The organism is Streptomyces sp. CB02414 (assembly GCF_001905385.1).
Taxonomy (GTDB): Bacteria; Actinomycetota; Actinomycetes; order Streptomycetales; family Streptomycetaceae; genus Streptomyces.
On sequence record NZ_LIPF01000001.1, the window covers coordinates 1,115,490 to 1,139,147 of the forward strand.

The following is a 23,658-nucleotide window of genomic DNA, read 5'->3' on the forward strand; positions in this document are numbered from 1 at the left end:
TGCGGGTGGCGGAGCCCCCGCCGCGCGCGGCGCAGCCGCGCAGAAACAACGATGGCGAGGCCCGTTCGCGCTTTCCGCGAACATGCCTCGCCATCGACAACGTGCGCCGCCAGGGACTCGAACCCCGGACCCGCTGATTAAGAGTCAGCTGCTCTAACCAACTGAGCTAGCGGCGCCTGCTGACGTCGTAGACATTAGCATCCTGGTCGGCGGAGGGAAAAATCGAAATCCGCACCGCCGCGCGAGCGGCCCGCACCGCCGCCCACAGCAGCACCTCCGGGCCCGGCAGCCAGGGCATACGCGTGTCCGGTGCCACCAGCCAGCGGGAGCCGGTGCGGGCGGGTCCGCCGGCCGGGGCCGGGACCGTCACCGCGTCTCCGGCGCCGTGGCACAGCAGCGGCGGCACCGTGCCCGTACGGCCGCCCTCCCGGCCCCGCGCGCCCCACTCCTCCCACTCCAGCAGCGACGGCAGCCGCTGGGCGGTGCCGGGCGCGGCGAACAGGAGCATCCGTCCCCGGAACTCCGCCACGGGGCCCGAACCGGGGCCCTCCTCCCACAGCCGGTCCAGCATCCGGCGGCCGAAGACCGTGGGAGCGCTCACCACGTCGAAGGCGGAGCCGCAGGGCAGGACGACCGGGGCCGCGGGCCGCTCCTCCCAGAGCGCGAGCGTGCTGCGCGGGTACGTGCCCGCCGAGGCCAGCCAGGCGGCGCCGTCGGCGGTGACGTCCGAGGCGTGGGGGGCGGCGTTGAGGGTGACGTTGCGCGTGCTGCTGCTCATGACGCATACATCTACCCGGCGTGAGGGCCCGGCTCCGGTGGGTTGCGGGAAACCGGGACAGGACGGCGCGGTGAGGAGTATCTTGCCCACCCGCTCGGCATATGCGGCTGTGCTAGTCGGCACCGGCCGTGCTACTCGGAGTGAGTGCCGCCGCGCATCAGGTCCCGCCCGAACTCCACCATCTTCTTGGCGTAGTCCTCGGTCCACTCGGCCCGCTCGGCGATGTCCGCGGCCGTCAGCCGGTCGAAGCGGCGCGGGTCGGCCAGCTGGGCCGCCGCGATCGCCTGGAACTCCATCGCCCGGTCGGCCGCCGCGCGGAACGCCTGGGTCAGTTCGGTCGCCCGGTCGAGGAGCGCCCGGGGGTCGTCGATCGACTCGAGGTCGAAGAAGTGCTCCGGGTCGGCGGACGCCTCCGCCGGCTCGAAGAGCAGGGGCGCGGGGCGTAGCCGCGGTTCGTTCCGACGCGGCGTGGGCTCCGCCATGTCTTCTCCTCCTCGTACGGTGCGACGGCCCTCCCCGCGTGGACGGGGGCACCCCGGTGGAGTGGGCCACCGTCCATTGTCCCGCGCCCGCGCAAGTGGGCGTCCGGCCCGGCGGGTGCCGGACCGGACGCGGAGGAGGAGAGGACGCGACGCCGCTAACCGGCGTAGGTCTCGAACTCGGCGACCTTCGGGGTGCCCGAGGCGCCGGTGATCTGGAAGGTGATCTTCTCCAGGGATACCGCCGGGAAGGTGATGACGCCCGCTCCGCTGCCGGAGGCCAGGACGGCGCCGGTGTCGTGGTTCACGACCCGGTAGGAGCCGATGGTGCCCTCGGAGCCGGCTGCCTCCCGGATGTTGATCTTCGAGACGGTGGTGGCGTCGCCCCACTTGACCGAGACGGAGCCGGTGGTGCCGTCCGGCGACCAGTAGGTGCTCGGGTCACCGTCGCGGACGTCGCCGTAGCTGGTGCCGTCGGCCTTGGAGGAGCCGTCGGAGCCGGCGCCGATGCTGAGGTTGGTGCCGGTAGGCGGGTCGGTCGGGTCCGGCGTGGGGTCCGTCGGGTCCGGTGTGGGGTCGGTGGGGTCCGGCGTCGGGTCGGTCGGGTCGGGCGTCTGCGGCGTGCAGTTGCCGTCGGAGACCTTCAGGCCCTTGTTCGCGCCGGCCGTGCTGTTCACCACGCCGGGCACGCAGGAGGCGTCGTCGAGGGTGAAGGCGTACGGGACGGAGACCGTGGTGTTGGACTGCGGGTCGGGGCCGGCCGGGTTGTTGTCCCCCTCCGGCTCGGACCAGGTGACGTTGTCGTAGATGTTGCCGCTGACCTGCCAGGAGCCGGCCTGGTCGGTGTAGAAGGTGCCGAGGACGTCCTTGGAGTCCTCGAAGTAGTTGTGGTCCACCTTGGCCTTGGCGCCGGCCCGGGAGTTGATGCCGGACTCGTTCAGGCTCTTGTAGTGGTTGTTGTACATGTGGGCGATCCCGCCGCGCAGGAGGGGGGCGCGGGAGTCGATGTTCTCGTACAGGTTGTGGTGGAAGGTGACGTAGCCGTTGGAGCGGTCGGACTCGCTGGAGCCGATCAGGCCGCCGCGGCCGGAGTTGCGCAGGGTGCTGTAGGACAGGGTCACGTACTGGGTGTTGTCCTTCATGTCGAAGAGGCCGTCGTAGCCCTCCGACTCCCCGCCCGATGCCTCCAGGGTGGTGTGGTCGACCCAGACGTTGCGAACGTCGCTCTCCATGCCGATGGCGTCGCCGCCGTTGGAGGTGGGCGAGCCGGACTTCTTGACGTTCCGGACCGTCACGTTCTGGATGATGATGTTGCTGGACTCCCGGATGTGGATGCCCAGTTGGTCGAAGACGGCGCCGCTGCCGACGCCGACGATGGTGACGTTGCTGATCTGCTTGAGCTCGATCTTGTCGGCCGCGGTGCTGCAGCTGTCGCCGGACACCTTGGTGGTGTTGCCGTGGTTGATGGTGCCCTCGACCTCGATGGTGATCGGGGTGCTGCTGCTGGCGCGGCCGCACAGGGCCTCGTGGATCTGGGTTCCGGTGGTCGCCCGGACCGTCTGGCCGCCCGCGCCGCCGGTCGTGCCGCCGTTCTGGGTCGCGTACCCGGTGGCGCCGCCGGCCGCCGCCGCGGCCTCGGGCATGGACAGCACCACACCGGTCGCCGCCGCGACGGCCAACGTGGCCAGCGCGGCGTGGAGTCGCAGCGCGACTGGTCGTCTCATCCTCGTCTTCCCTTCGTTTTCACATGACAGAACGACAATACTGTCGTGATCATGTCAATCAGACAGTTGGGAAAGCGCTTTCTGAGCGTGAGAATAGGGTGCACCCCAACACCTGACAAGGGTTCAGTTGATTTCAGGTAGCCGCACAGTGGATACATACATGAACCACACCACCACCGATGTGCGCCCCGAACGCAGCTGCGGTACGCTCAAGCTGCCTGATCACGGGGTCAACCCCCAAGAACCGGCAGTGCGTTGGTGGTCCAAGGAAAGACGCCCCACTTCCCGTGGGGAAATGCAGGTGCAAGGCCTGCCCAGCGCTCCAGGGAGAAGCCCGGTTCCGCAGCTGCGGAACCGGGCTTCTCGCGTGTCACGGGCCTCTCAGGCCTGCACCACCGGCTCCCGCGTGAACAGCGCGCCCAGCTCGGGGGCGTTGACCCGGCGGTCCGCCAGGCGCAGGCCCTCCCAGACGGTGACCTGGTTGGCCGTGAGGACCGGCTTGCCCAGCTCCTTCTCCAGGGCCGGGATGTGGGCCACCGAGTGCAGGGCCGTGTCCGGGAGGAGGACCGCCTCGGCGTCCGGGCGGTCGGCGGAGCGGGCCAGGGCCAGCACCTCCGGCTCGCCCCAGGTGCCGACCTCCGCCGCCGTGATGATCCCGGAGCTGACGACGTCGGTCACCCCGATGCCGGCGGCGCCGAGGAAGTCCGCGAAGAGCCGCGCCACGTCGTCCGGGTAGGTCGCGCCGATCGCGACCCGCCCGAGCCCCAGCTCCTTCGCCGCGTGCACGAAGGCGAAGGAGGTCGAGGAGGCCGGGAGGCCCGCCGACTGGGCCAGCGCGCGCACCTGCTCCCGGGCGCCATCCCAGCCGTGCACGAAACTGCCGCTGGTGCAGGCCCACACCACCGCGTCGGCGCCCGACAGCCGCAGCTCCTCCACGCCGGCCGCCAGCCGCCGCGGTGAGCCCATCTCCAGCAGGGCGTCCACCCGGTGCGCGTCCTCGCCGATGTCCGTGTGCACCAGGTCCACCCGGATGTCGCTGCCCAGGAGCTGCTCGATGCGTGGATAGTCGTCCTCGCCGGAGTGGCCCGGGTACAGGAATCCCAGTGCTGTCATGTCCACCCTTCCTGCTGCTGATCCGTGTCCGGGCCGTCCGAGACGCCCGGCATGTCCGCCACCGCCGGTCCGACCGAACCCGCCACCGCGGGACCGGCCGGTCCCGGCACCACGGGACCGGTGCGCGCCGACGGGTCGGTCAGCGCCTGGTACGGCCCCACCGCAGGGGTACCCAGCCGGCGCAGCGCCGCCCACATCGTCACTTGGTTGGCCGAGATCACCGGGATCCGCAGCTCGGCCTCCAGCTGCGGGATGACGTCGTACGTGGGGAGGTTGGTGCAGGAGATGAACAGGGCGTCGGCCGACCCCTCGGCCGGTACCGCCTGGCGCGCCATGTCGGCCACGTCGCGGTACGGGACCTTCCAGATGTGCCGGGTCAGGCCCATGAAGGCGCAGCCGGTGACGGCGACGCCGGCCTCGGCGACGTACGCCTCCAGCGCCCGGGTCACCGAGACGGTGTACGGCGTCACCAGCGCGACCCGGCGTACGCCCAGCTCGGCCAGCGCGTCCAGGAGCGCGCCGGAGGTGGTCACGGACGGGACCGCGCCCGCCCAGGTCATCGCCTCGCACATCGCGCGTTCACCGGCGATGCCGCCGACGAAGCTGCCCGAGGTGCAGGCGTAGGCGACGACCTCGGGGGCGATGGCGTTGAGGGTGCGCACCGCCTCGCCGAGCGTCTCGTGTTCGCTGACCATGCGCGCGAGGTCCAGACTGACCTCGACGGGCACAAAAGGGGTTCGGGTCATGTGGAGCGAGACCTCGTCGGGCACCCATCGCCACAGCTCGCGATCGAGTGCGAAGTCGAACGGGGCGACCACGCCGACCCCGCGTTGCGGAGCTGGTCCGCCCAGAAAGGAGATGTCCATGGCACGCACCGACCTCACACTGTGAGAGGAGACGACAACGCACCGTACGCACGGCCGTGTTGACGAAGGTAGGTTCTGGTGCGAGCGTGGTCAATCCGCCCGCGTCATTCCCAGGTCAACAGCCGGTTCCGTCCCCCGTCAACCCGTTCCGAGCACCCGTGCGACGCGCTCTCGCGACCGCCGTGCGACGCACCGGTGCGCCCTCCCGTGCGACCCCCGGAGACAGACCCGCCGATGACCACGTCCACACCCCCCACGCACCCGTCCGCGCTCACGTCCGCGCCCACCCTCCTCGTGCTCGACGCCGAGCCGCTCCCCCGGCTGGGCCGGCTCACCGGCCGGGCGCGGATCGAGCACGCCGACGAGTCGACGCTCGCCGAGCGGCTGCCGCACGCCGACGTGCTGCTCGTGTGGGACTTCACCTCGCACGCCGTGCGGAAGGCGTGGCCGGGGGACGCCCCGCGCCCGCGCTGGGTGCACACCGCGAGCGCCGGCGTGGACCACCTGATGTGCCCGGAGCTGGCCGCGTCGGACACGGTGGTGACCAACGCGCGCGGCGTCTTCGACCAGCCGATCGCCGAGTACGTCGCCGCACTCGTCCTGGCGATGGCCAAGGACCTGCCCACCACGCTGCGGTTGCAGGGCGAGCGCACCTGGCGGCACCGCGAGACGCTGCGGGTGGCCGGAACCCGCGCCTGCGTGGTCGGTTCGGGGCCGATCGGGCGGGCGATCGCGCAGACGCTGAAGGCGCTCGGCATCACGGTCGCGCTGGTCGGCCGCACCGCCCGTCCCGGTGTCCACGGGCCGGGCGAGCTGGACCGGCTGCTGACCCGCGCCGACTGGGTGGTCGCGGCGGCGCCGCTGACCGACGACACGCGCGGCATGTTCGACGCCCGGCGGTTCGGCGTGATGCAGCCGTCCGCGCGGTTCGTGAACGTGGGGCGCGGTCAGCTGGTCGTCGAGGACGATCTCGCCGAGGCGCTGACCAGCCGCTGGATCGCGGGCGCCGCCCTGGACGTGCTGAGCCACGAGCCGCTCGCCGCCGACAGCCCGCTGTGGGACGTACCCGATCTGATCGTCTCGCCGCACATGAGCGGGGACGTGATCGGCTGGCGGGACGAACTCGGGGCGCAGTTCGTGGAGTTGTTCGAGAGCTGGGCGGCCGGCGAGCCACTGGCGAACGTGGTCGACAAGAAGCGTGGATACGTGCCCGGACACTGACGTCCCTGGAAACGGGAGGGTGCATGACCGACCTCACGGAGCTGACCGCCGTACAGCTCGTCGACGGCTACCGCAAGGGTGATTTCAGCCCGGTGGATGTCACCCGTTCGGCCCTGGAGCGGGCCGAACGGATCCAGCCGGAGCTGAACGCGTTCGTCCGGCTGACCGGCGAGGAGGCGCTGGAGCAGGCCCGGCGGTCCGAGGAGCGGTGGCGGCGCGGGGAGCCGGGCGGGCGGCTGGACGGGGTGCCGGTCACCGTGAAGGACATCCTGCTCACGCGGGGGCACCCGACCCTGCGCGGCTCCCGGGCGGTCTCCCCGGACGGTCCGTGGGACGAGGACGCGCCCTCCGTCGCCCGGCTGCGCGAGCACGGCGCCGTGTTCATCGGCAAGACGACGACGCCCGAGTACGGCTGGAAGGGCGTGACGGACTCGCCGCTGTCCGGCGTGACCCGCAACCCGCACGACCCGAGCCGCACGGCGGGCGGCTCCAGCGGGGGCGCGGGGGCGGCCGTCGCGCGCGGGGCGGGTCCGCTGGCGCTCGGCACGGACGGCGGGGGCAGCGTGCGCATCCCCGCCTCCTTCTGCGGGATCTTCGGCCTGAAACCGACGTACGGCAGGGTGCCGCTCTACCCGGCGAGCGCGTTCGGCACCCTCGCGCACGTCGGCCCGATGACCCGGGACGCGGCGGACGCGGCGCTGATGCTGGACGTGATCGGCACGCCCGACGCCCGGGACTGGTCGGCGCTGGGCCCGGCGCCCGGGTCGTACACGGACGCGCTCGCCGAAGGGGTGCGGGGCCTGCGGGTGGCGTACTCGCCCTCGCTCGGCGGGCAGGTGGCGGTGCGTCCCGCGGTGGCTCGCGCGGTGCGGCGCGGCGTGGAGCGGCTGGCGGAGCTGGGCGCGTACGTGACGGAGAGCGACCCGGACTTCACGGACCCGGTGGACGCCTTCCACACCCTGTGGTTCAGCGGGGCGGCCCGCGTGGTGCAGCACCTGAGGGCGGGACAGCGGGAGCTGCTCGACCCGGGGCTGCGGGACGTCGTCGGCGCGGGGGCGCGGTACTCGGCACTGGACTACCTGGCCGCGGTGGACATCCGGATGGAGCTGGGCCGGCGGATGGGCCGCTTCCACGAGGCGTACGACCTGCTGGTCACGCCGACACTGCCCATCACGGCGTTCGAGGCGGGAGCCGAGGTCCCCAAGGGCTCGGGGCACCGGCGGTGGACGGGGTGGACGCCGTTCACCTACCCGTTCAACCTGACCCAGCAGCCCGCGGCGACCGTGCCGGTGGGGAGCGACGGGGACGGGCTGCCGATCGGTCTGCAACTGGTGGCGGCCCGCCACCGGGACGACCTGGTCCTGCGGGCCGCACACGCGCTGTACGAGTCGGGCCCGCCCGCCTCGCGTCCGGCTTCGCCTACGCCCGCCGGAAGCTGAGGGTCTCCCCCGCCGCTCCCGTGCGCCACAGGTCGTTACAGGCCTCGGCCATCGCGTCGAGGCCCTCGGTGACACGGCCCCAGACGGTGCCGGGCACCCAGCCGACGTCTCCGTTCAGGAGCAGGTTGTTGCGCTCGTAGAAAAGGGCGAGGTCGACGAGGGTGGTGCCCGGCCGGACCTCGCGGTCGTAGCCGTACGCCTTGGTTCCCAACTCGGCACCCGCGAAGGCGAAATAGCACAGGTCGCCCGGAATGGGCGTCACGGTGGGGTTCTCCAGCGGTGGTTCGGATGCCGCGAAGGGTTGAAAGAGGGCGTAGATCTCGTTACGGGCGTATTTGGCGTGATACACGTCGCCGCCCAGGGGGAGCGCGTCCCAGACCGCCGCGCAGGTGATCGGGGCCCGGTCGTCCAGCAGTTGGGCCCGGCAGGTGATTCCGCGTTTGACCAGCGAGACTTCGATGTAGCGATCAGCCATGCCCTCCATGGCAGTGCCCCGGGGCGCCGCGGTCAAGGGCGCCGGGCCGAGGTATCGGACTGAAAAAGATCGGCATAACCGGCCCGGCTTCGGGTAGCTGCGCGCCCATGGCTCCACCACACAGAACCCCTCTACGGGGTATATCCGACCAAAGGTCCACAACAGCCGGACCCACTCGCCGGTCGCTGCTCGCGGGGGTCGCGGCGCTCGGCGCGCTGGGAGCGGCCGGCTGCTCACGGGTGGCCGCCGGGTCCGGCGTGGAAGGCGGTGACCTTCTCGACCGGCTCAAGGCACAGGGCGTGGCCCGGCTCGGCATCGCGGGCGAGATCCCCTTCGGGTACATCGACAAGAACGGTGAGCTGACCGGCGAGGCGCCGGAGCTGGCGAAGGTCATCTTCAAGCGGCTCGGAGTGGACCGGGTGCAGCCGGTGCCGACGGAGTTCGGCTCCCTCATCCCGGGTCTGGCGTCGCAGCAGTTCGACGTGGTGGCGGCCGGGATGTACATCAACCCCGACCGCTGCCAGCAGGTCATCTTCTCGGACCCCGACTACCAGATGCTCGACGCGTACATCGTGCGCAAGGGCAATCCGCTCGGGCTGCACAACTACAAGGACGTCTTCGAGAAGAAGGCCAAGTTCGCGACCGGCACCGGCTACGCCGAGATCGCCTACGCGGTGGAGCACGGCATCAAGGAGGACGACATCCTGATCGTCCCCGACCAGGTGGCCGGACTCAACGCCGTCGAGTCCGGGCGCGTGGACGTCTTCGCGGGTACGGCGCTGACCGTCCGCGAGGTGGTGAAGAAGTCCACCAAGGCCGAGGCGACCGAGCCCTTCTCGCCGATCATCGACGGCAAGCCGAAGGTCGACGGCGGCGGCTTCGCCTTCCGGCCCAACGAGACCAACCTGCGGGACGCCTTCAACGTCGAGCTGCAGAAGCTCAAGAAGAGCGGCGAACTGCTGCGCATCCTCAAGCCCTTCGGTTTCACCGAGAACGAGATGACCGATCTGACCGCGAAGGAGCTCTGCGGCGGATGACCTCGGGACTGTGGGAACTCGTACTCCAGGGCGTCTGGGTCACCGTCCAGCTGCTCTTCTTCAGCGCGCTGCTGGCCACCGCCGTCTCCTTCGTGATCGGCGTCGGCCGCACCCACCGGCTGTGGGTCGTCCGCTTCCTGTCGGGCCTCTACACCGAGGTGTTCCGCGGGACCTCGGCGCTGGTGATGATCTTCTGGGTGTTCTTCGTGCTGCCGCCGGCCTTCGGCTGGCAGCTGGTGCCGATGTGGGCGGGCACGCTGGCGCTGGGCCTGACCTACGGGGCGTACGGCTCCGAGATCGTGCGCGGCGCGCTCGCCGCGGTCGACCCGGCGCAGAAGGAGGGCGGCATCGCCCTCAGCTTCACGCCCTGGCAGCGGATGCGGCTGATCCTGCTGCCGCAGGCGGTGCCGGAGATGATCCCGCCCTTCTCCAACCTGCTGATCGAGCTGCTCAAGGGCACCGCCCTGGTGTCGATCATGGGCATGGGCGACCTGGCGTTCAGCGGCAACCTGGTGCGCCTCGCGCTGCAGGAGAGCGCGGAGATCTACACGTACATCCTGCTTATCTACTTCGTGATCGCGTTCCTGCTCACGCGGGTGATGCGCGGTCTGGAGAAGAAGCTGAAGGCGGGCGTCGGGAAGGCACCCGTACGCAAGCCCGACACCGAACTGAAGCGCCCTGAGGCGACCAACGTGGGGGGTGCCGTCTGATGAAGTGGGACTGGAGCGCGGTCTCCGACTTCATGCCGCACTTCTGGGACGGTCTGCTGGTCACCCTGCAGATCCTGGTCCTGGGGTCGGCGGTGTCGTTCGCCCTCGGACTGGTGTGGGCGCTGCTGATGCGGGTGCCGTCCCGCTTCGTGACCTGGCCCGTCGGGGTGGTCACCGAGTTCGTGCGCAACACCCCGCTGCTGGTGCAGCTGTTCTTCCTCTTCTACGTGCTGCCCGAGTGGGGGGTGACCGCCTCGGCGCTCACCACCGGTGTGATCGCCATCGGCCTGCACTACTCGACGTACACGATGCAGGTCTACCGGGCCGGCATCGAGGCGGTGCCGGTCGGCCAGTGGGAGGCCGCGACGGCGCTGAACCTGCCGGTGGGGCGGACCTGGACGGCCGTGATCCTGCCGCAGGCGATCCGCCGTGTGGTGCCCGCCCTCGGCAACTACGTGATCTCCATGCTGAAGGACACGCCGCTGCTGATGGCGATCACGGTGCTGGAGATGCTCGGCGAGGCGCGGCTGTTCTCGCAGCAGAACTTCCAGTTCACCGAGCCCCTGACGGTGATCGGCGTGGCCTTCATCGTCATCTCCTACCTGGCCTCCCTTGCCCTGCGAGCCCTGGAGCGACGCCTTGCCCACTGACACTCTCCCCAACCCCGAGAAGAGCCCCGAGCGCAGCTCCGGCGAGCTGATACGCCTGGAGCAGGTCACCAAGCGGTTCGGGGAGAACACCGTCCTCGACCACCTGGACTTCTCCGTCGACGCCGGCAAGCACGTCACCCTGATCGGCCCCTCCGGGTCGGGCAAGACGACGATCCTGCGGCTGCTGATGACGCTCCTCAAGCCCGACGAGGGCACGATCACCGTGGACGGGCAGAAGCTCTTCCCGGCGACCGAGAAGGAGCGGCGCGAGGTCCGCAAGCAGATCGGGATGGTGTTCCAGCAGTTCAACCTGTTCCCGAACATGAGCGTCCTGCGCAACATCACCGAGGCGCCGGTCACGGTCCTCGGGATGTCCAAGGACGAGGCGGTCGAGCGGGCCAAGGGGCTGCTCGACATGGTGGGCCTGGCCGACAAGTGCGACGCGCGTCCCGCCCAGCTCTCCGGCGGCCAGCAGCAGCGCGTGGCGATCGCCCGGGCACTGGCGATGCGCCCGAAGGTGCTCCTCCTCGACGAGGTGACCTCGGCGCTCGACCCCGAGCTGGTCGCGGGCGTCCTCGACCTGCTGCGGGACATCGCCCGCACCACGGACATCACCATGCTGTGCGTGACCCACGAGATGAACTTCGCCCGCGACATCTCGGACCAGGTCCTGATGTTCGACTCGGGCCGGGTCATCGAGGCCGGTCCGCCGGAGAAGATCTTCAGCGAGCCGGAGCACGACCGGACACGGGAGTTCCTCAGCGCGGTGCTGTGACGCCCTGATGGCACGGCGGCGTGCCCCAACACCCGAGGTCGGGACGTTGGGGCACGCCGCTGGCATATACCAGCGGGCCAGCGCCGCAGACCAGGGCGGCGGAACTTCCCCAACACCCCCTCACACCAGCCCTTTTGGCGGCTATCGTGAAAGGGATCCGCTGTCCGGTCGGGGGCACAGGCAGGGACAGGGGCAGGGGCCTACCAGCGAAGCGCAGGGGGAGACCACCGTGGCGCTGCAGCACAAGCCGACCGCGCCGCACCACTCGGCCCAGGACGCCCTGCGCCCTGGAGACGGTGGCGCGGCACACCACCGGGGTCACCGACTCCGAGATCGCCCGGCAGACCGGCCTGGACCGGGAGCGGCTGGTCCCCCTCCTGCGCATGCTGCGCCGCGAGGGCTACGTCGAGCAGAGCGCCGACGGGGCGTACGTCACCGGGGAGGCGCTGGCCCTCCTGGGCTCGGCCCACGGCCGCGAGGAGGCCCTGCGCGAGCAGCTCCAGCACACCCTGGACCGGCTGCGCGACTCGGTGGGCGCGGCCGTCTACATCAGCCGGTACGTGGACGGCGAGGTCAGCGTCACCCAGTACGCGGACAGCCCGGCCACGCCCAAGGTGAACGAGTGGGTGGACTTCCGAGTCTCGGCGCACGCCACCGCGGTCGGCAAGAGCCTGCTGACCCAGCTGGACCACGCGGGCCGCCGCGACCACCTGGCCCGGCACAAGATGGCCCGCCTGACCTCGCGCACCATCACCAGCGACCGCCTGCTGCTGTCCCGGCTGGAGTCCCAGCCGCCCACCGTGCCCGTCCTCGACCTCCAGGAGTACGCGGTGGGCACGGTCTGCGCGGCCGTGCCGATCACGGCCGGTTCCGCCGTGGGCTGTCTCGCGCTGTCCCTGCCCATCGAGCACGCCCACCGGCTGCGGCGGGCCGCCGACGAGCTGAACCGGAGCGCGGCACCGGTGCTGCTGTCGCTGGCGATCTAGTATCTGTCCGGCCCTGGGACCCGGCTCACACCCCGGTGGTCACGAGCACCCCCGGGGACCGGGTAGTATTTTTCTCGTCGCCGGCCGCGGGAAGCGGACGGCGGGAGTCATGCGCCGCTAGCTCAGTTGGTTAGAGCAGCTGACTCTTAATCAGCGGGTCCGGGGTTCGAGTCCCTGGCGGCGCACAGCATGAAGGCCCCCTCGCCCAGGCGAGGGGGCCTTCGCGCGTTGCCGGGCCGGCCCCGGTCAGAAGGTCACGTCCGAGCACGCGTAGAACGCGTTGCCCGTGTCGGCGACCGTCCACACCGCGAGGATCACGTGGTGCCCGCTCAGCCCGGACGGCAGCCTGCCGGTGTGGGAGAGCGTGGCCGGCGGCTGCTTGCCGCCGTAGGGCACCGTGAAGAACGGGGTGAGGTTGAGGTCGGACCGGGACAGGTTGTGGTTCTGGTTCCAGCCCGGCTTGGTGACGTAGTACCGGAAGTCGGTCGTGGCGTGCCGGGCGGTGAACTGCCAGCGGAAGGTGTAGCTCTGTCCGCCGTTCACCCTGGTGGTCGGCCACGCCTGTCCGTTCGGCGTCTTCGGGCTGTCGAGCTGGGAGAACCGGCCGTTGTTCGCGGAACAGATCCGGCCGTCGGCCGGTCCGCCCGCCGGGAAGCCCTTGGGCCCCTCGACGCTCTGCGGTTCCCACTGGATGGCGCCGCAGTTGCTGACGCCGCCGTTCTGGCAGAGCTTCTGCCGGCTGACCGGCAGGTCGGTGTAGCCGTGGCCGCTGGCGCCGCCGGACGAGAGCACGAGGGCTCCGGTGGTCGCCATGCCCACCGCGGCGGCATACAACTTGGTCCTTGTGCGCATGCTGCTGCTCCTGTGACGTGGGGGAGGTTCAGTGAGCCGTGCAGGTCTAGACCAAGTCTCAGATTATTGCCGTTAGTTGAACATGTCCATACCAATTACGGAACCCGGCCCCGGGCCCTGCGGGCGCCTCAGTCCCCCGCCTCCCCCCGCCCGGCGCAGAACGCCACCGTCAGGTCCTTCACCAGCACCTTGCGCTCGTAGTCGTCGAGTTCGACCAGCCCGCGCATGGTCAGCCGGGTCACCGTGTCCTCCACCGAGTCCACGACCGAGGTGAGCACGCTGGCCCGCTGGGCCGCGTCCAGCGCGGCGAGCCGGCGCCGGTGCATCGCGGCGGCGACCTCGGGGGCGTACTCCGCCCGGACCGGCCGCACCGAGAACACCTCCAGGCCGACCGGCGCCGCGTCCGCCGCGACCAGCCGGGTCAGCGTCTCGCCCGCCACGTCGGCCGAGCTGCGGACCGTGCCGAGCGGCTCCACCGGGACGCGGGCCAGCGCCGCCTCGACGCACTCGCGCAGATACGCCTCGTGGTCCTCGACGCCCAGCGTGGCCTTCGCGGTGTCCCGCACCCGCCACACCACCAGCGTCACCGCCCTCAGCGCCACCCCGTTGGCGTCGGCCGCGGGCATCGGCTCGCTGCGCCAGTGCCGCAGCCGCACGTCCACCCGGCGGCGCAGCAGCAGCGGGTTGACCCACATCAGACCGGTGCGCCGCACCGTCCCCCGGTAACGGCCGAACAGACCGAGCACCCAGGCCCGCCCGGTCCGCCCCCGGGCCAGCCCGCCGAACCCGAACAGCCCCAGCGCCCCGGCGGCCGCGTACGCCGCCCACTGCGCGGGCCCGAGCCCGGCACCGGCGTGCGCCGGCAGCCCCAGCGCCTGGGCTGCGAGCGGCGGCACCAGCCCCGCCCACCAGGAGGTGACCGCGCAGCCCGCCGCTCCGCAGGCACCGGCGGCCACGCCCGCCGCGCCGGGCAGCACCCGCGCCGGACGCTCCGTCAGCTCCGGGTCGGTCCGCACCGCCGGCACCGTGCGCGCGGCGACCTGGCGGCGGGTGCGGGGCTGCTCTCCCGTGCCCTGCCGGCGGCCGACGACCGCGGGCCGCAGGGGCACCGGCGCCGGGGCGGGATCGTCGCGGAAGAGGAGGTGGACGGGGATCTCGGTGGTGGCCTCGTTGTGGATGAGCCGGACGGACCGCTGACCGGTCTCCGCCGGGCCGCCACGGCCGCCCGTGTCCGGGTTCGTGGAAGAGGTCGTACTCATGCGTGCTCCAGCCTCCGCGCCAGATGCGTCATGAACGGGTGATCACCGCGGCGGGCGGTCAGGAGAAGAGCCGCCGCCAGGTCTCCGGGCCCGGGTAGCCGTCCGCCGCGCCCCCGCGCCAGCCCTGGGCGCGCTGGAAGGCCTCGACGCCCCGCCGGTCCGCCTCGCCCCAGCGCGGACCCGGCCCGGTCGCGTAGTGGGTGCCGAATCCCTTCTTCACCAGCTGCCTGCCCAGCCGGGTGACGTACGGGTTCTCCGCGCCCGGCCGGAACATCGCCCGCCCCGGGTATCCGGCCACGCCGTGCGAGGCGGGGACCGGTACCTGCGCCTCGGCCCCGGCGGTGGCCGCGGTGACCCCCTTGTAGCGGTACGGCAGGTACTTGGCCGAGTCGCTCCAGTAGGCGTAGGGCGTGGACTGCTTCCGGGTGTGCGGCGGGGTCTGCTCGTAGGCGAGGTACGAGGTGTGCGTGGAGTCCGTCCAGCCGCCGAAGATCACCACGTGGGAGCCCTTCTGGGGGTCGGCCGCGTTGTGGAAGAGCAGGATGTCGCCGGGCTGGAGTTCCTCCTTGGTGATGCGGTCGGCGAAGGTGCCGAGGCTGCCGGTCCATTCGTTGGTGGGCAGTTTCCAGGCCATCGAGACATAGCCCGAGCAGTCCTGCCGGTAACCGTCGGACCAGTAGGCGGTCATGCTGTAGGGCACCTTCGCGGTGACCCAGGTCTGGGCCCGTTCGATGATCTCCGTACGGGTGATCGCGGCCGGGGCCGTGCCCGCCGGGGGCACCGACGGCAGTCCGGCCGGGCCGTGCAGCGGCGCCCGCGGCCCCTGCGGGGTGTCGGGCACGTCGTCCGCCGCGACGCCGGGCCGGTGGGCCGCGTGGGCGGCGGCCGGGACCGCCGCCCAGGCGCCCGTGCCGAGTGCGGAGGCCGCGGCGGTGGCCACGATCAGCGCACGGCGGGCCGCCGGATGGGCGCCGGCGCGGCCGGTCCGGGAGTGCGGCAGGACCCGGTGCCAGTGACGGCAGCCGGCACAGTCGCAGTCGTCCGCGGGATCGAATTCCTCGAACACGGGAGCAGTCTCCATGCGATTCCCTCACACTCCCGGCGAAAATGTCCGCGAAGGTACACATCGGTACATGCCGGACAGTTTCTCAACTGTCCTCCTCGCGCGCATGCTGACGGTCCGAATGATGTACACGGGCGCCGGGGCGCTCACGCCGGGGCCCTTCGGGCGGTCCGGAGCACCGGCCGGCATCGGGTAGAGTTGTGCAGGTCAGCAGGCGCCGCTAGCTCAGTTGGTTAGAGCAGCTGACTCTTAATCAGCGGGTCCGGGGTTCGAGTCCCTGGCGGCGCACAGACGACCGAAGGCCCCCCGCAGCACGCGGGGGGCCTTCGGCGTACCCGGCCTCCGGGCATCTTGCGATCATGGTGAACACCGTAGAACCCTGGTCCGGTTGGGGGGCCGGGTGCCGAGGGAATGCCGAGGGGGGCATCATGCAACCGGGGGTCGCTGTTCCATGTCTATAAGGTGTGGATGCCGTGGTGACCGCAACCCACCACTGTTACGTCCGTGAAGGTCGAGGGGGACCCGAGCGGGCGATGGAAGCGACGAAACACGCGTGACGCGCGTGTGGGGGGATGACTCATGACGTCGACGCCGACGGGCGCCGGGCAGGACCACGACCCGTCCCAGACCACGCAGCTCAGGGTGCCTGCGCATCGGAACTGGAACACCGGCTCTTTCCGCCGGATAAAAAAGGCCCTGCCGAGGTACGACTACGAGCACTACAGCCGGCTCGCGGGGCCCCTCACCCAGCCGGACCCGCACAAACCGTACAAGGTCCAGTACCGCTCGCTGATCTCGCAGGAGCCGCACCGCATCCGGGTCGCCCTGATGCTGGCCGCCGCCCCGCTGCTGTCGGTGGTGCTGCTGGTCTGGCTGCTCCAGCCCACGCACTGGACCGAGCGCGACTACCCGGCCTTCGACTGGCTGCCCACGCTCGACATTGTGATGCTGGTGTCGATCGGCCTGATCGAGCTGTTCCGCTGCCTGAACGTGCTGTCGAACGCGCACGCGACCCTGGTCGCCCGGGACCCGATCCCGGTGGTGCCCGAGACCGGCACCCGCGTCGCCTTCCTCACCTCCTTCGTGCCCGGCAAGGAGCCGCTGGAGATGGTGACGAAGACCCTGGAGGCGGCCGTCAAGATCCGCCACCGCGGTCTGATGCACGTCTGGCTCCTCGACGAGGGCGACGACCCCGAGGTGAAGGCGGTCTGCGAGCGCCTGGGCGTGCACCACTTCTCCCGCAAGGGCGTCGCGAAGTGGAACATGCCCAAGGGCCCGCACCGCGCCAAGACCAAGCACGGCAACTACAACGCCTGGCTGGACGCGCACGGCGACGACTACGACTTCTTCGCCTCCGTCGACACCGACCACGTGCCGCTGCCGAACTACCTGGAGCGGATGCTCGGCTTCTTCCGCGACCCGGACGTCGGCTTCGTCATCGGCCCGCAGGTCTACGGCAACTACGACAACCCGATCACCAAGGCCGCCGAGTCCCAGCAGTTCCTCTTCCACGCCCTGATCCAGCGCGCCGGCAACCGCTACGGCTCCCCTATGTTCGTGGGCACGTCGAACGCGGTGCGCATCAAGGCGCTCAAGCAGATCGGCGGTCTGTACGACTCGATCACCGAGGACATGGCGACCGGCTTCGAGATCCACCGCCACAAGAACCCGGCCACCGGCCGCAAGTGGCGCTCGGTCTACACCCCGGACGTACTCGCCGTCGGCGAGGGCCCGAACGCCTGGACGGACTTCTTCACCCAGCAGATGCGCTGGTCCCGGGGGACCTACGAGACGATCCTCAAGCAGTACTGGAAGGGCTGGTACTCGCTCCCGCCGAGCAAGCTCTTCAACTACACGATGATGATCATCTTCTACCCGATGTCGGCCCTGAACTGGATCCTGGCGGCGATCAGCTGCGCCCTGTTCCTGGGCCTGGGCGCCTCGGGCGTCAACATCGACCCGGCCGTCTGGCTGATGCTCTACGGCAACGCCTCCGCGCTCCAGATCGGCCTGTACGTCTGGAACCGCCGCCACAACGTCTCGCCGCACGAGCCGGAGGGTTCCGGCGGTGTGGCCGGCATGGTGATGTCCGCGCTGTCCGCGCCGCTGTACGCGAAGGCGCTCATTGACTCGATGCTGCGCCGCAAGAGCAAGTTCGTGGTGACCCCGAAGGGCGACTCGGCCAGCCCGGACACCCTGTTCGGCACCTTCCGGTACCACTGGTACTTCATCGTGATCTTCGGCGCCTCGATCACCGCCGGTTTCGTCTTCGGCCACGCGCACCCCGCGATGATCATCTGGGCGACGTTCGCGCTGCTGATCACCGCCTCGCCTATGTTCGCGTGGCGCCACGAACTCCGGAAGGCGAAGAAGCAACCGCCGGTCGTGGCGGCGGAGCCCGAGCCCCGGGTTCCGTCGCAGCAGCCGGCGCCGGAGCAGGCGTACGCGCCGCACGCACCGCATGCCTCGCACGCGCCGCAGCAGAAGCCCAGCTGGGCAGCCTCCGCCGACGGGGGCAACGACCAGACCATGCAGATCGCCCTTGGTGGACTTGGGGGACGTAAGGAATGAAGGACCGTGCCGGCCGCCGCCGGGCCCGTCGCTTCGCGATAGGCACGGCGGTGGTAGTCGCGCTGGCCGGGATGAACGGGCCGTGGCTCTACCGCTTCGGAACCGAGAAATACCACCAGTACAAGATCAATCAGCCGGAGTACAAGGCCGCCAACGGCAAGTGGGAGATCGTCGAGTTCCCCGAGGAGTACCGGCAGAACACCATCCACGCGGCGCTGCTGCGCACCGGCAAGGTGCTGCTCGTCGCGGGGTCGGGCAACAACCAGGACAACTTCGACGCGAAGCAGTACGACACCCGGATCTGGGACCCGGTCAAGGGCACCATCAAGAAGGTGCCGACGCCGACCGACCTGTTCTGCACCGGCCACACCCAGCTCGCCAACGGCAACCTGCTGATCGCGGGCGGCACCAAGCGGTACGAGAAGCTCAAGGGTGACGTCACCAAGGCCGGCGGCCTGATGATCGTCCACAACGAGAACCCGGACAAGCCGATCACCCTCCCGGCGGGCACCAAGTTCACCGGCAAGGAGAACGGCAAGACGTTCGTCTCCAAGGACCCGGTGCTGGTGCCGCGCGCCGAGAAGGTCTTCGACGAGGAGACCGGCAAGTTCCTGCGCAACGACCCGGGCCTCGGCCGGATCTACGTCGAGGCGGAGAAGAGCGGCCGGAAGTACCAGACGGGCACCCAGGACAACTACACCGTCCAGGGCCTGTCGGGCGACGACGCGCGCAACACGTACGGCATCGCCGAGAAGCTCGCCCTCGACAAGAAGGACTTCCAGGGCATCCGGGACGCCTTCGAGTTCGACCCGGTCGCCGAGAAGTACATCAAGGTCGACCCGATGAACGAGGCCCGCTGGTACCCGACGCTCACCACGCTGAGCGACGGCAGGATCCTCAGCGTCTCCGGCCTCGACGAGATCGGCCAGATCGTCCCGGGCAAGAGCGAGGTCTACGATCCCGAGACCAAGACGTGGGAGTACACCGGCAAGGTCCGCCAGTTCCCGACGTACCCGGCGCTGTTCCTGATGCAGAACGGCAAGATCTTCTACTCGGGTGCGAACGCCGGCTACGGACCCGCCGACGTGGGCCGCGACCCGGGCATCTGGGACCTGAAGACCAACAAGTTCACCGAGGTCCCCGGCATGAGCGACCCCGACATGCTGGAGACCGCCAACACCGTGCTGCTGCCGCCGGCGCAGGACGAGAAGTACATGGTGATCGGCGGCGGCGGCGTCGGCGAGTCCAAGAAGGCCAGCGAGAAGACCCGGATCGCCGACCTCAAGGCCGACGACCCGAAGTTCGTCGACGGACCGTCACTGGGGAAGGGCACGCGCTACCCGCAGGCCTCGGTCCTGCCCGACGACAGCGTGCTGGTCTCCGGCGGCTCGGAGGACTACCGGGGCCGCAGCGCCTCCAACATCCTCGAGGCCCGGCTGTACCACCCGGACACGAACGAGTTCGAGCGGATCGCCGACCCGCTGGTGGGCCGGAACTACCACTCCGGTTCGATCCTGCTGCCCGACGGGCGCGTGATGTTCTTCGGCTCGGACTCGCTCTACGCCGACAAGGCGAACACCAAGCCGGGCAAGTTCGAGCAGCGCATCGAGATCTACACGCCGCCGTATCTCTACCGGGACTCCCGTCCGGATCTTTCCGGGGGGCCGAAGACCATCGAGCGTGGTGAGTCGGGGACGTTCACGTCCCGGGCGGCGGAGTCGATCAAGAAGGTGCGGCTGATCCGGCCGAGCGCGTCGACGCATGTCACCGACGTGGATCAGCGGTCGATCGCGCTGGACTTCAAGGCGGACGGGGATCAGTTGACGGTGACGGTGCCGGAGAACAAGAACCTGGTTCAGTCGGGGTGGTACATGATGTTCGTGACTGACGGGGAGGGGACGCCTTCCAAGGCGGAGTGGGTGCACGTGCCGTAGCGCTCCCGCGGGTTGTGACTAGGGGTGCGGGAGCGCTGTGGCTTGTCGCGCGCACGCGGCGGTAGCCGCAAATGTCACAGCCCCGCGCCCCTAGGGGCGTTTAGCCTTGCGCCAGTTTCAGGGCGTACTCGGGCCACCACTCGCCCGCCTTCGGGCCGCCCTTGCATTCGCCGTCCGACTCTCCTGGGCGCTTGACCCAGAGGTAGGCGTCGACCAGGGGGTCGGCGGTCTTCGTGGTCGGGGTTTCGCCGAGGGCCCGGCCCGGCGGGTTGCACCAGCGTTCGCCCGGGTCGCCCTCCGTGTAGGGGCCGTTGCCGTTGCGGCTGGTGTCGATGACGAAGTGCTTGCCGCCGACCTTGGCGGAGAGCTGCTTGCCGTAGGCGATGGAGTCCTCGGTGGTGTAGAAGTTCGAGACGTTGACCGAGAAGCCGTCCGCCTGGTCGATGCCCGCCCACTTCAGCGGCTCGAAGATCTGGTCGGGGTGGCCCCAGCCGGCGTTGCCCGCGTCCAGGTAGACCTTGGTGTCCTTCAGCGCGGAGAGCTTGGCGATGGCGCCCTTGAGGAGGTCGTAGCGCTCCTCGTGGAACTGCTCCGGGGTGCAGCCGTCCACCAGGTGGAGCACCGCGTCCGGCTCGAGTATGACCGTGGCGGAGCGGTCGCCGATGCCCTTGGCGACGCCGTCGATGAAGTCGCGGTAGGCGTTGCCGTCGGCGGCACCGCCGCCCGAGTACTGGCCGCAGTCGCGGTGCGGGATGTTGTAAAGGACGAGCAGCGCGGTGCGGCCGGCCTCTTCGGCGGCCTCGGTGAAGCCGCGGGCCTGCTCCTCGGGGTTCTCCGGACTGATCCACTCGCCGGTCGGCTGCTGGGCGATCTTGCGGATCTGCGCGGCCTGGTCCTTCTTGCCGGACTCCTGCAGCGCCGCCAGCTGCTGGGCCGCGTTGCCGTCCGGGTTGACCCAGAACGGGTCCGCCTCCTTCGGCTGCTGCGTGATCCCGGCCCCCGCGTCCTTGGCCTTGTCCTTGCCCTTGTCGTCCCCGTCTCCCGACGAGGAGCAGCCCGCGAGCAGCAGCGCCGCCCCCAGCACCACCGCGGACGCCCGCCTCGTGGACATCGTTCCGGCCCCCCTGCTGCCGTACATCCAACCCCCCTGGGTGCACTATTTGGAGGCTCAATCCTGACATACGCCTCCGGCACCCACGAGGGACCCGGGGCAGCCCCTACGTGCCACCCGTCCCGGTGAGGTACGCCGAGACCACCACGTTGGCCGTGTAGCTGTTCGTGGCGCGGTCGAAGGTCCCGCCGCAGGTGATCAGGCGGAGCTCGGCGCGGCCGGTGTCGCGCGGGCCGTAGGCCTGCTGGGCGTCGAAGCCGTCGCGGGTGAGGACCTGGACGTCGTCGACGGTGAACTCGGCGACCCGGGCGTCCTCGCGGACCACGCGGATCGTCTCGCCGGGTTCCAGGGTGCTCACCTCGTAGAAGACGGCGGGCTTCGTCTCGGTGTCGACGTGGCCGACCATGAGCGCGGTCCCGGCCGCTCCCGGTGTCACCCCGTCCGCGTACCAGCCGACGGAGCCGGGGTGGTCGAAGGGCGGTGCTTCGATGGCGCCCTTGGTGTCGAGGCCGCTGGCCAGGACGGGGGCGCTGATGCCGAGCCCGGGGATGTCGAGGCGCTGCGGCGGGGCGTCGCCGAGGGGCGCGTGGGCGGGGGGCAGCGGTATGTCGGGGGGCCGGCCGGCCGCCGCCATGTCGCCGGTGGCCGGTACGGAGATGCCCTCGCGCACGTCGGTGGCCTCGCGGCCCCACAGCCACAGCCCGAGCAGCAGCACCGTCCAGGCGATGCCGGTCACCAGGCGGCCGCCGGGGCCGACGGAACCGACGAGGCGTCGCTGGTCCTGTTCGTCCGTTTCGGACATGGTCAGTCCGTCCCGCGGCTCCGGCTGCGGACCCCGCGCAGCGCGACGGCGACGGCGGCGATGCCGGCGAGGACCAGGCCGGTCACGGTGTGCGCCGTGCCGGGGGGCTCGGGCCGGGCCTCGTCGCGGCTCTCGGAGGCGGCGAGCTGTGCGGTGCCGCCACCGCCCGCATCGACGGGGGCGACGGGCGAGGCGGGTGCGGCCCGGCGCTCCCGCTCGGCGACGGTGACGGTGCCCTTGCGCGCGTCGTCACCGCACTTGACCTGGACGACGTACGCGCCGGCCGCCATGGTGGAGCGGACCGTGCCGGCCCCGACCAGGACGCCGTCCTGCGCGGCCAGGGTGAGCTTGGCGTCCGAGACGAACGCCGCCGACACGGCGACGGCCGTCTTCTCGGTGCAGTCCGCCACGCGGAGCTCGACGTCGCTGCCGGGGGCCGGGGTGGACGGTGACACCGAGACGCCGCCCGAGTCCACCGCGTACGCGGTGGGTGCGACCGCGATCGGGGCGAGCACGGCGGTCGCCGCAGCCGCCGCGGCTCCGGTACAGAGAGTGACTTTCAGTGAGCCCATCGTGCACCTCCAGTTACCTGGAGACTCCCCCGCGGGAGGGGCCCCCGCATCCTGCGCGGGGGCCCGGCTGCTCCGAACGGGTTACAGCGGGGGCGGGCGGGTTTACCGGCGCTTCACGGTTCTCAGACCCGTTCGACCAGGTCCGCGATGGAGTCGACCACCTTGGACGGGCGGTACGGGAAGTCCTCCACCTGCTCCGGCCGGGTCAGGCCGGTGAGGACCAGGAAGGTCTGCATCCCGGCCTCCATGCCCGCCAGTACGTCGGTGTCCATGCGGTCGCCGATCATCGCGCTGGTCTCGGAGTGGGCGCCGATCGCGTTGAGTCCGGTGCGCATCATCAGCGGGTTGGGCTTGCCCGCGAAGTACGGCTGCTTGCCGGTCGCCTTGGTGATCAGCGCCGCCACCGCGCCGGTCGCCGGGAGCGGCCCCTCGGTGGAGGGGCCGGTCTCGTCGGGGTTGGTGCAGATGAAACGGGCGCCGGCGTTGATCAGCCGGACCGCCTTCGTCATGGCCTCGAAGGAGTAGGTGCGGGTCTCGCCGAGGACGACGTAGTCGGGGTCGTGGTCGGTGAGGATGTAGCCGATGTCGTGCAGGGCGGTGGTCAGGCCGGCCTCGCCGATGACGTACGCCGAGCCGCCGGGCCGCTGGTCGTCCAGGAACTTGGCGGTGGCCAGCGCCGACGTCCAGATCGACTCGATCGGCACCTCCAGGCCCATGCGGCGCAGCCGTGCGTGCAGGTCGCGCGGGGTGTAGATGGAGTTGTTGGTGAGGACCAGGAAGGGCTTGCCGGACTCCCGGAGCCGCTTGATGAAGGCGTCGGCGCCGGGGATCGGCACACCCTCGTGGATGAGGACCCCGTCCATATCGGTGAGCCACGACTCGATGGGCTTGCGGTCTGCCATGTCCGGGATCTCCTGCCTGCGTGGTCCGGCGTGCGCCCCAGCCTAGACAGCGCGGGATCTTGTGGGAACGCCCGTCTCAGCTTCCGGAGACTTCTCGGCTTCCGGCGGCCTCTCAGCTCCCGGTGGCTTCCTTCCAGGCGTCGATGTAGGAGGTGAGGTTCTTCTCGATGTCGTCCCAGTCGGGTTCGAAGACCTCGACGCCGTCCATCAGCTTGGTCAGGGCGATGGCGTTGGCGTCGGTGGCCTTGACGTCCTGGCGGGCCGCTCGCCGCCGAAGTCGTGCTTGGCCTTGATGAGATGGGGGTGCCGTCGCAGGAGGCGGGAGGCATACCCCCGCAG

The 23,658-nt window shown here is 70.6% G+C and carries 21 protein-coding genes, 3 tRNA genes and 2 pseudogenes; 11 read left to right on the plus strand and 15 right to left on the minus strand.

Going from position 1 to position 23,658, the window contains the following annotated elements:
- Positions 1-102: 102 nt before the first annotated feature.
- From AMK11_RS05020 to AMK11_RS05045, 6 genes are all read right to left on the minus strand, one after another.
- Positions 103-176: transfer RNA gene (locus tag AMK11_RS05020), tRNA-Lys, on the minus strand.
- Positions 167-778 carry a bifunctional DNA primase/polymerase gene (locus AMK11_RS05025; protein WP_073723395.1) on the minus strand — a complete coding sequence of 204 codons (612 nt, stop codon included), beginning with the start codon at positions 776-778 and terminating at the stop codon, positions 167-169. The genes AMK11_RS05020 and AMK11_RS05025 overlap by 10 nt, the downstream gene beginning before the upstream one ends.
- A gap of 131 nt (positions 779-909) precedes the next feature.
- Positions 910-1,260 (minus strand): hypothetical protein, encoded by a 351-nt coding sequence (locus AMK11_RS05030; protein ID WP_073723397.1) that lies wholly within the window; start codon positions 1,258-1,260, stop codon positions 910-912.
- 155 nt (positions 1,261-1,415) lie between these two features.
- The gene (locus AMK11_RS05035) at positions 1,416-2,981 is read right to left on the minus strand and encodes a pectate lyase family protein (RefSeq protein WP_073723399.1); all 1,566 of its coding nucleotides are present in this window, start codon (positions 2,979-2,981) and stop codon (positions 1,416-1,418) included.
- Positions 2,982-3,362: 381 nt separating this feature from the next.
- Positions 3,363-4,094 carry a maleate cis-trans isomerase family protein gene (locus AMK11_RS05040; RefSeq protein ID WP_073723401.1) on the minus strand — a complete coding sequence of 244 codons (732 nt, stop codon included), beginning with the start codon at positions 4,092-4,094 and terminating at the stop codon, positions 3,363-3,365.
- Positions 4,091-4,960, minus strand: coding sequence for a maleate cis-trans isomerase family protein (locus AMK11_RS05045; RefSeq protein WP_073723403.1), 870 nt, complete (start codon positions 4,958-4,960; stop codon positions 4,091-4,093). Before AMK11_RS05045 ends, AMK11_RS05040 begins: the two co-directional genes overlap by 4 nt.
- Positions 4,961-5,194: 234 nt before the next feature.
- Between AMK11_RS05045 and AMK11_RS05050 the strand changes: the two genes are divergently transcribed.
- Both AMK11_RS05050 and AMK11_RS05055 read left to right on the plus strand, forming a co-directional pair.
- The gene (locus AMK11_RS05050) at positions 5,195-6,181 is read left to right on the plus strand and encodes a D-2-hydroxyacid dehydrogenase (protein WP_073723405.1); all 987 of its coding nucleotides are present in this window, start codon (positions 5,195-5,197) and stop codon (positions 6,179-6,181) included.
- A 23-nt stretch (positions 6,182-6,204) separates the two neighbouring features.
- Positions 6,205-7,620, plus strand: coding sequence for an amidase (locus AMK11_RS05055; RefSeq protein WP_073723407.1), 1,416 nt, complete (start codon positions 6,205-6,207; stop codon positions 7,618-7,620).
- On the opposite strand, the gene AMK11_RS05060 is transcribed toward AMK11_RS05055, so the two are convergent.
- Positions 7,601-8,095, minus strand: a complete 495-nt coding sequence (locus tag AMK11_RS05060) for a DUF3830 family protein (protein WP_073723409.1) — start codon at positions 8,093-8,095, stop codon at positions 7,601-7,603. The two genes, AMK11_RS05055 and AMK11_RS05060, sit on opposite strands and share 20 nt — an antisense overlap.
- A gap of 107 nt (positions 8,096-8,202) precedes the next feature.
- Here AMK11_RS05060 and ehuB point away from each other — a divergent pair, with 107 nt between their 5' ends.
- The 6 genes and pseudogenes from ehuB to AMK11_RS05090 all read left to right on the plus strand — a co-directional run bounded on the left by ehuB (position 8,203) and on the right by AMK11_RS05090 (position 12,438).
- A complete protein-coding gene (gene ehuB, locus AMK11_RS05065) occupies positions 8,203-9,132 on the plus strand; it encodes an ectoine/hydroxyectoine ABC transporter substrate-binding protein EhuB (RefSeq protein ID WP_073723443.1) in 930 nt (309 codons plus the stop codon).
- A complete protein-coding gene (ehuC, locus tag AMK11_RS05070; protein WP_073723445.1) occupies positions 9,129-9,842 on the plus strand; it encodes an ectoine/hydroxyectoine ABC transporter permease subunit EhuC in 714 nt (237 codons plus the stop codon). Before ehuB ends, ehuC begins: the two co-directional genes overlap by 4 nt.
- A complete protein-coding gene (gene ehuD, locus AMK11_RS05075; RefSeq protein WP_073723447.1) occupies positions 9,842-10,492 on the plus strand; it encodes an ectoine/hydroxyectoine ABC transporter permease subunit EhuD in 651 nt (216 codons plus the stop codon). Before ehuC ends, ehuD begins: the two co-directional genes overlap by 1 nt.
- The gene (gene ehuA / locus AMK11_RS05080; RefSeq protein ID WP_073723449.1) at positions 10,482-11,267 is read left to right on the plus strand and encodes an ectoine/hydroxyectoine ABC transporter ATP-binding protein EhuA; all 786 of its coding nucleotides are present in this window, start codon (positions 10,482-10,484) and stop codon (positions 11,265-11,267) included. Before ehuD ends, ehuA begins: the two co-directional genes overlap by 11 nt.
- A gap of 229 nt (positions 11,268-11,496) precedes the next feature.
- Positions 11,497-12,253 (plus strand): annotated as a pseudogene (locus AMK11_RS05085) (IclR family transcriptional regulator).
- A 111-nt stretch (positions 12,254-12,364) separates the two neighbouring features.
- Positions 12,365-12,438, plus strand: a tRNA-Lys gene (locus tag AMK11_RS05090).
- A 61-nt stretch (positions 12,439-12,499) separates the two neighbouring features.
- On the opposite strand, the gene AMK11_RS05095 is transcribed toward AMK11_RS05090, so the two are convergent.
- From AMK11_RS05095 to AMK11_RS05105, 3 genes are all read right to left on the minus strand, one after another.
- Positions 12,500-13,105 carry a lytic polysaccharide monooxygenase auxiliary activity family 9 protein gene (locus AMK11_RS05095; RefSeq protein ID WP_073723451.1) on the minus strand — a complete coding sequence of 202 codons (606 nt, stop codon included), beginning with the start codon at positions 13,103-13,105 and terminating at the stop codon, positions 12,500-12,502.
- Between the two features lie 128 nt (positions 13,106-13,233).
- A complete protein-coding gene (locus tag AMK11_RS05100) occupies positions 13,234-14,364 on the minus strand; it encodes an SPFH domain-containing protein (protein ID WP_073723453.1) in 1,131 nt (376 codons plus the stop codon).
- Positions 14,365-14,422: 58 nt separating this feature from the next.
- Complete coding sequence (locus AMK11_RS05105) at positions 14,423-15,445, minus strand: peptidoglycan-binding protein (protein WP_073723455.1); 1,023 nt, start codon at positions 15,443-15,445, stop codon at positions 14,423-14,425.
- A 196-nt stretch (positions 15,446-15,641) separates the two neighbouring features.
- Between AMK11_RS05105 and AMK11_RS05110 the strand changes: the two genes are divergently transcribed.
- From AMK11_RS05110 to AMK11_RS05120, 3 genes are all read left to right on the plus strand, one after another.
- Positions 15,642-15,715 (plus strand) — tRNA-Lys (locus AMK11_RS05110).
- Between the two features lie 291 nt (positions 15,716-16,006).
- Positions 16,007-17,998, plus strand: a complete 1,992-nt coding sequence (locus AMK11_RS05115) for a glycosyltransferase family 2 protein (RefSeq protein WP_073723457.1) — start codon at positions 16,007-16,009, stop codon at positions 17,996-17,998.
- A complete protein-coding gene (locus tag AMK11_RS05120; protein WP_073723459.1) occupies positions 17,995-19,932 on the plus strand; it encodes a kelch motif-containing protein in 1,938 nt (645 codons plus the stop codon). The genes AMK11_RS05115 and AMK11_RS05120 overlap by 4 nt, the downstream gene beginning before the upstream one ends.
- A gap of 100 nt (positions 19,933-20,032) precedes the next feature.
- Here AMK11_RS05120 and AMK11_RS05125 read toward each other — a convergent pair whose 3' ends face one another.
- The 5 genes and pseudogenes from AMK11_RS05125 to AMK11_RS37760 form a co-directional block, all read right to left on the minus strand.
- The gene (locus AMK11_RS05125; protein WP_073723461.1) at positions 20,033-21,070 is read right to left on the minus strand and encodes a glycoside hydrolase family 6 protein; all 1,038 of its coding nucleotides are present in this window, start codon (positions 21,068-21,070) and stop codon (positions 20,033-20,035) included.
- 79 nt (positions 21,071-21,149) lie between these two features.
- Entirely contained in the window at positions 21,150-21,845 is a 696-nt protein-coding gene (locus tag AMK11_RS05130) for a class F sortase (RefSeq protein WP_073723463.1), read from the minus strand.
- Positions 21,846-21,847: 2 nt separating this feature from the next.
- On the minus strand, positions 21,848-22,417 hold the full coding sequence (locus tag AMK11_RS05135; protein ID WP_073723465.1) for a hypothetical protein: 570 nt from the start codon (positions 22,415-22,417) through the stop codon (positions 21,848-21,850).
- 122 nt (positions 22,418-22,539) lie between these two features.
- Positions 22,540-23,319, minus strand: a complete 780-nt coding sequence (locus tag AMK11_RS05140; RefSeq protein WP_073723466.1) for an HAD-IIA family hydrolase — start codon at positions 23,317-23,319, stop codon at positions 22,540-22,542.
- A 112-nt stretch (positions 23,320-23,431) separates the two neighbouring features.
- A pseudogene (locus tag AMK11_RS37760) lies at positions 23,432-23,584 on the minus strand (2-aminoethylphosphonate ABC transporter substrate-binding protein); the annotation flags it as partial.
- Between the last annotated feature and the right edge of the window lie 74 nt (positions 23,585-23,658).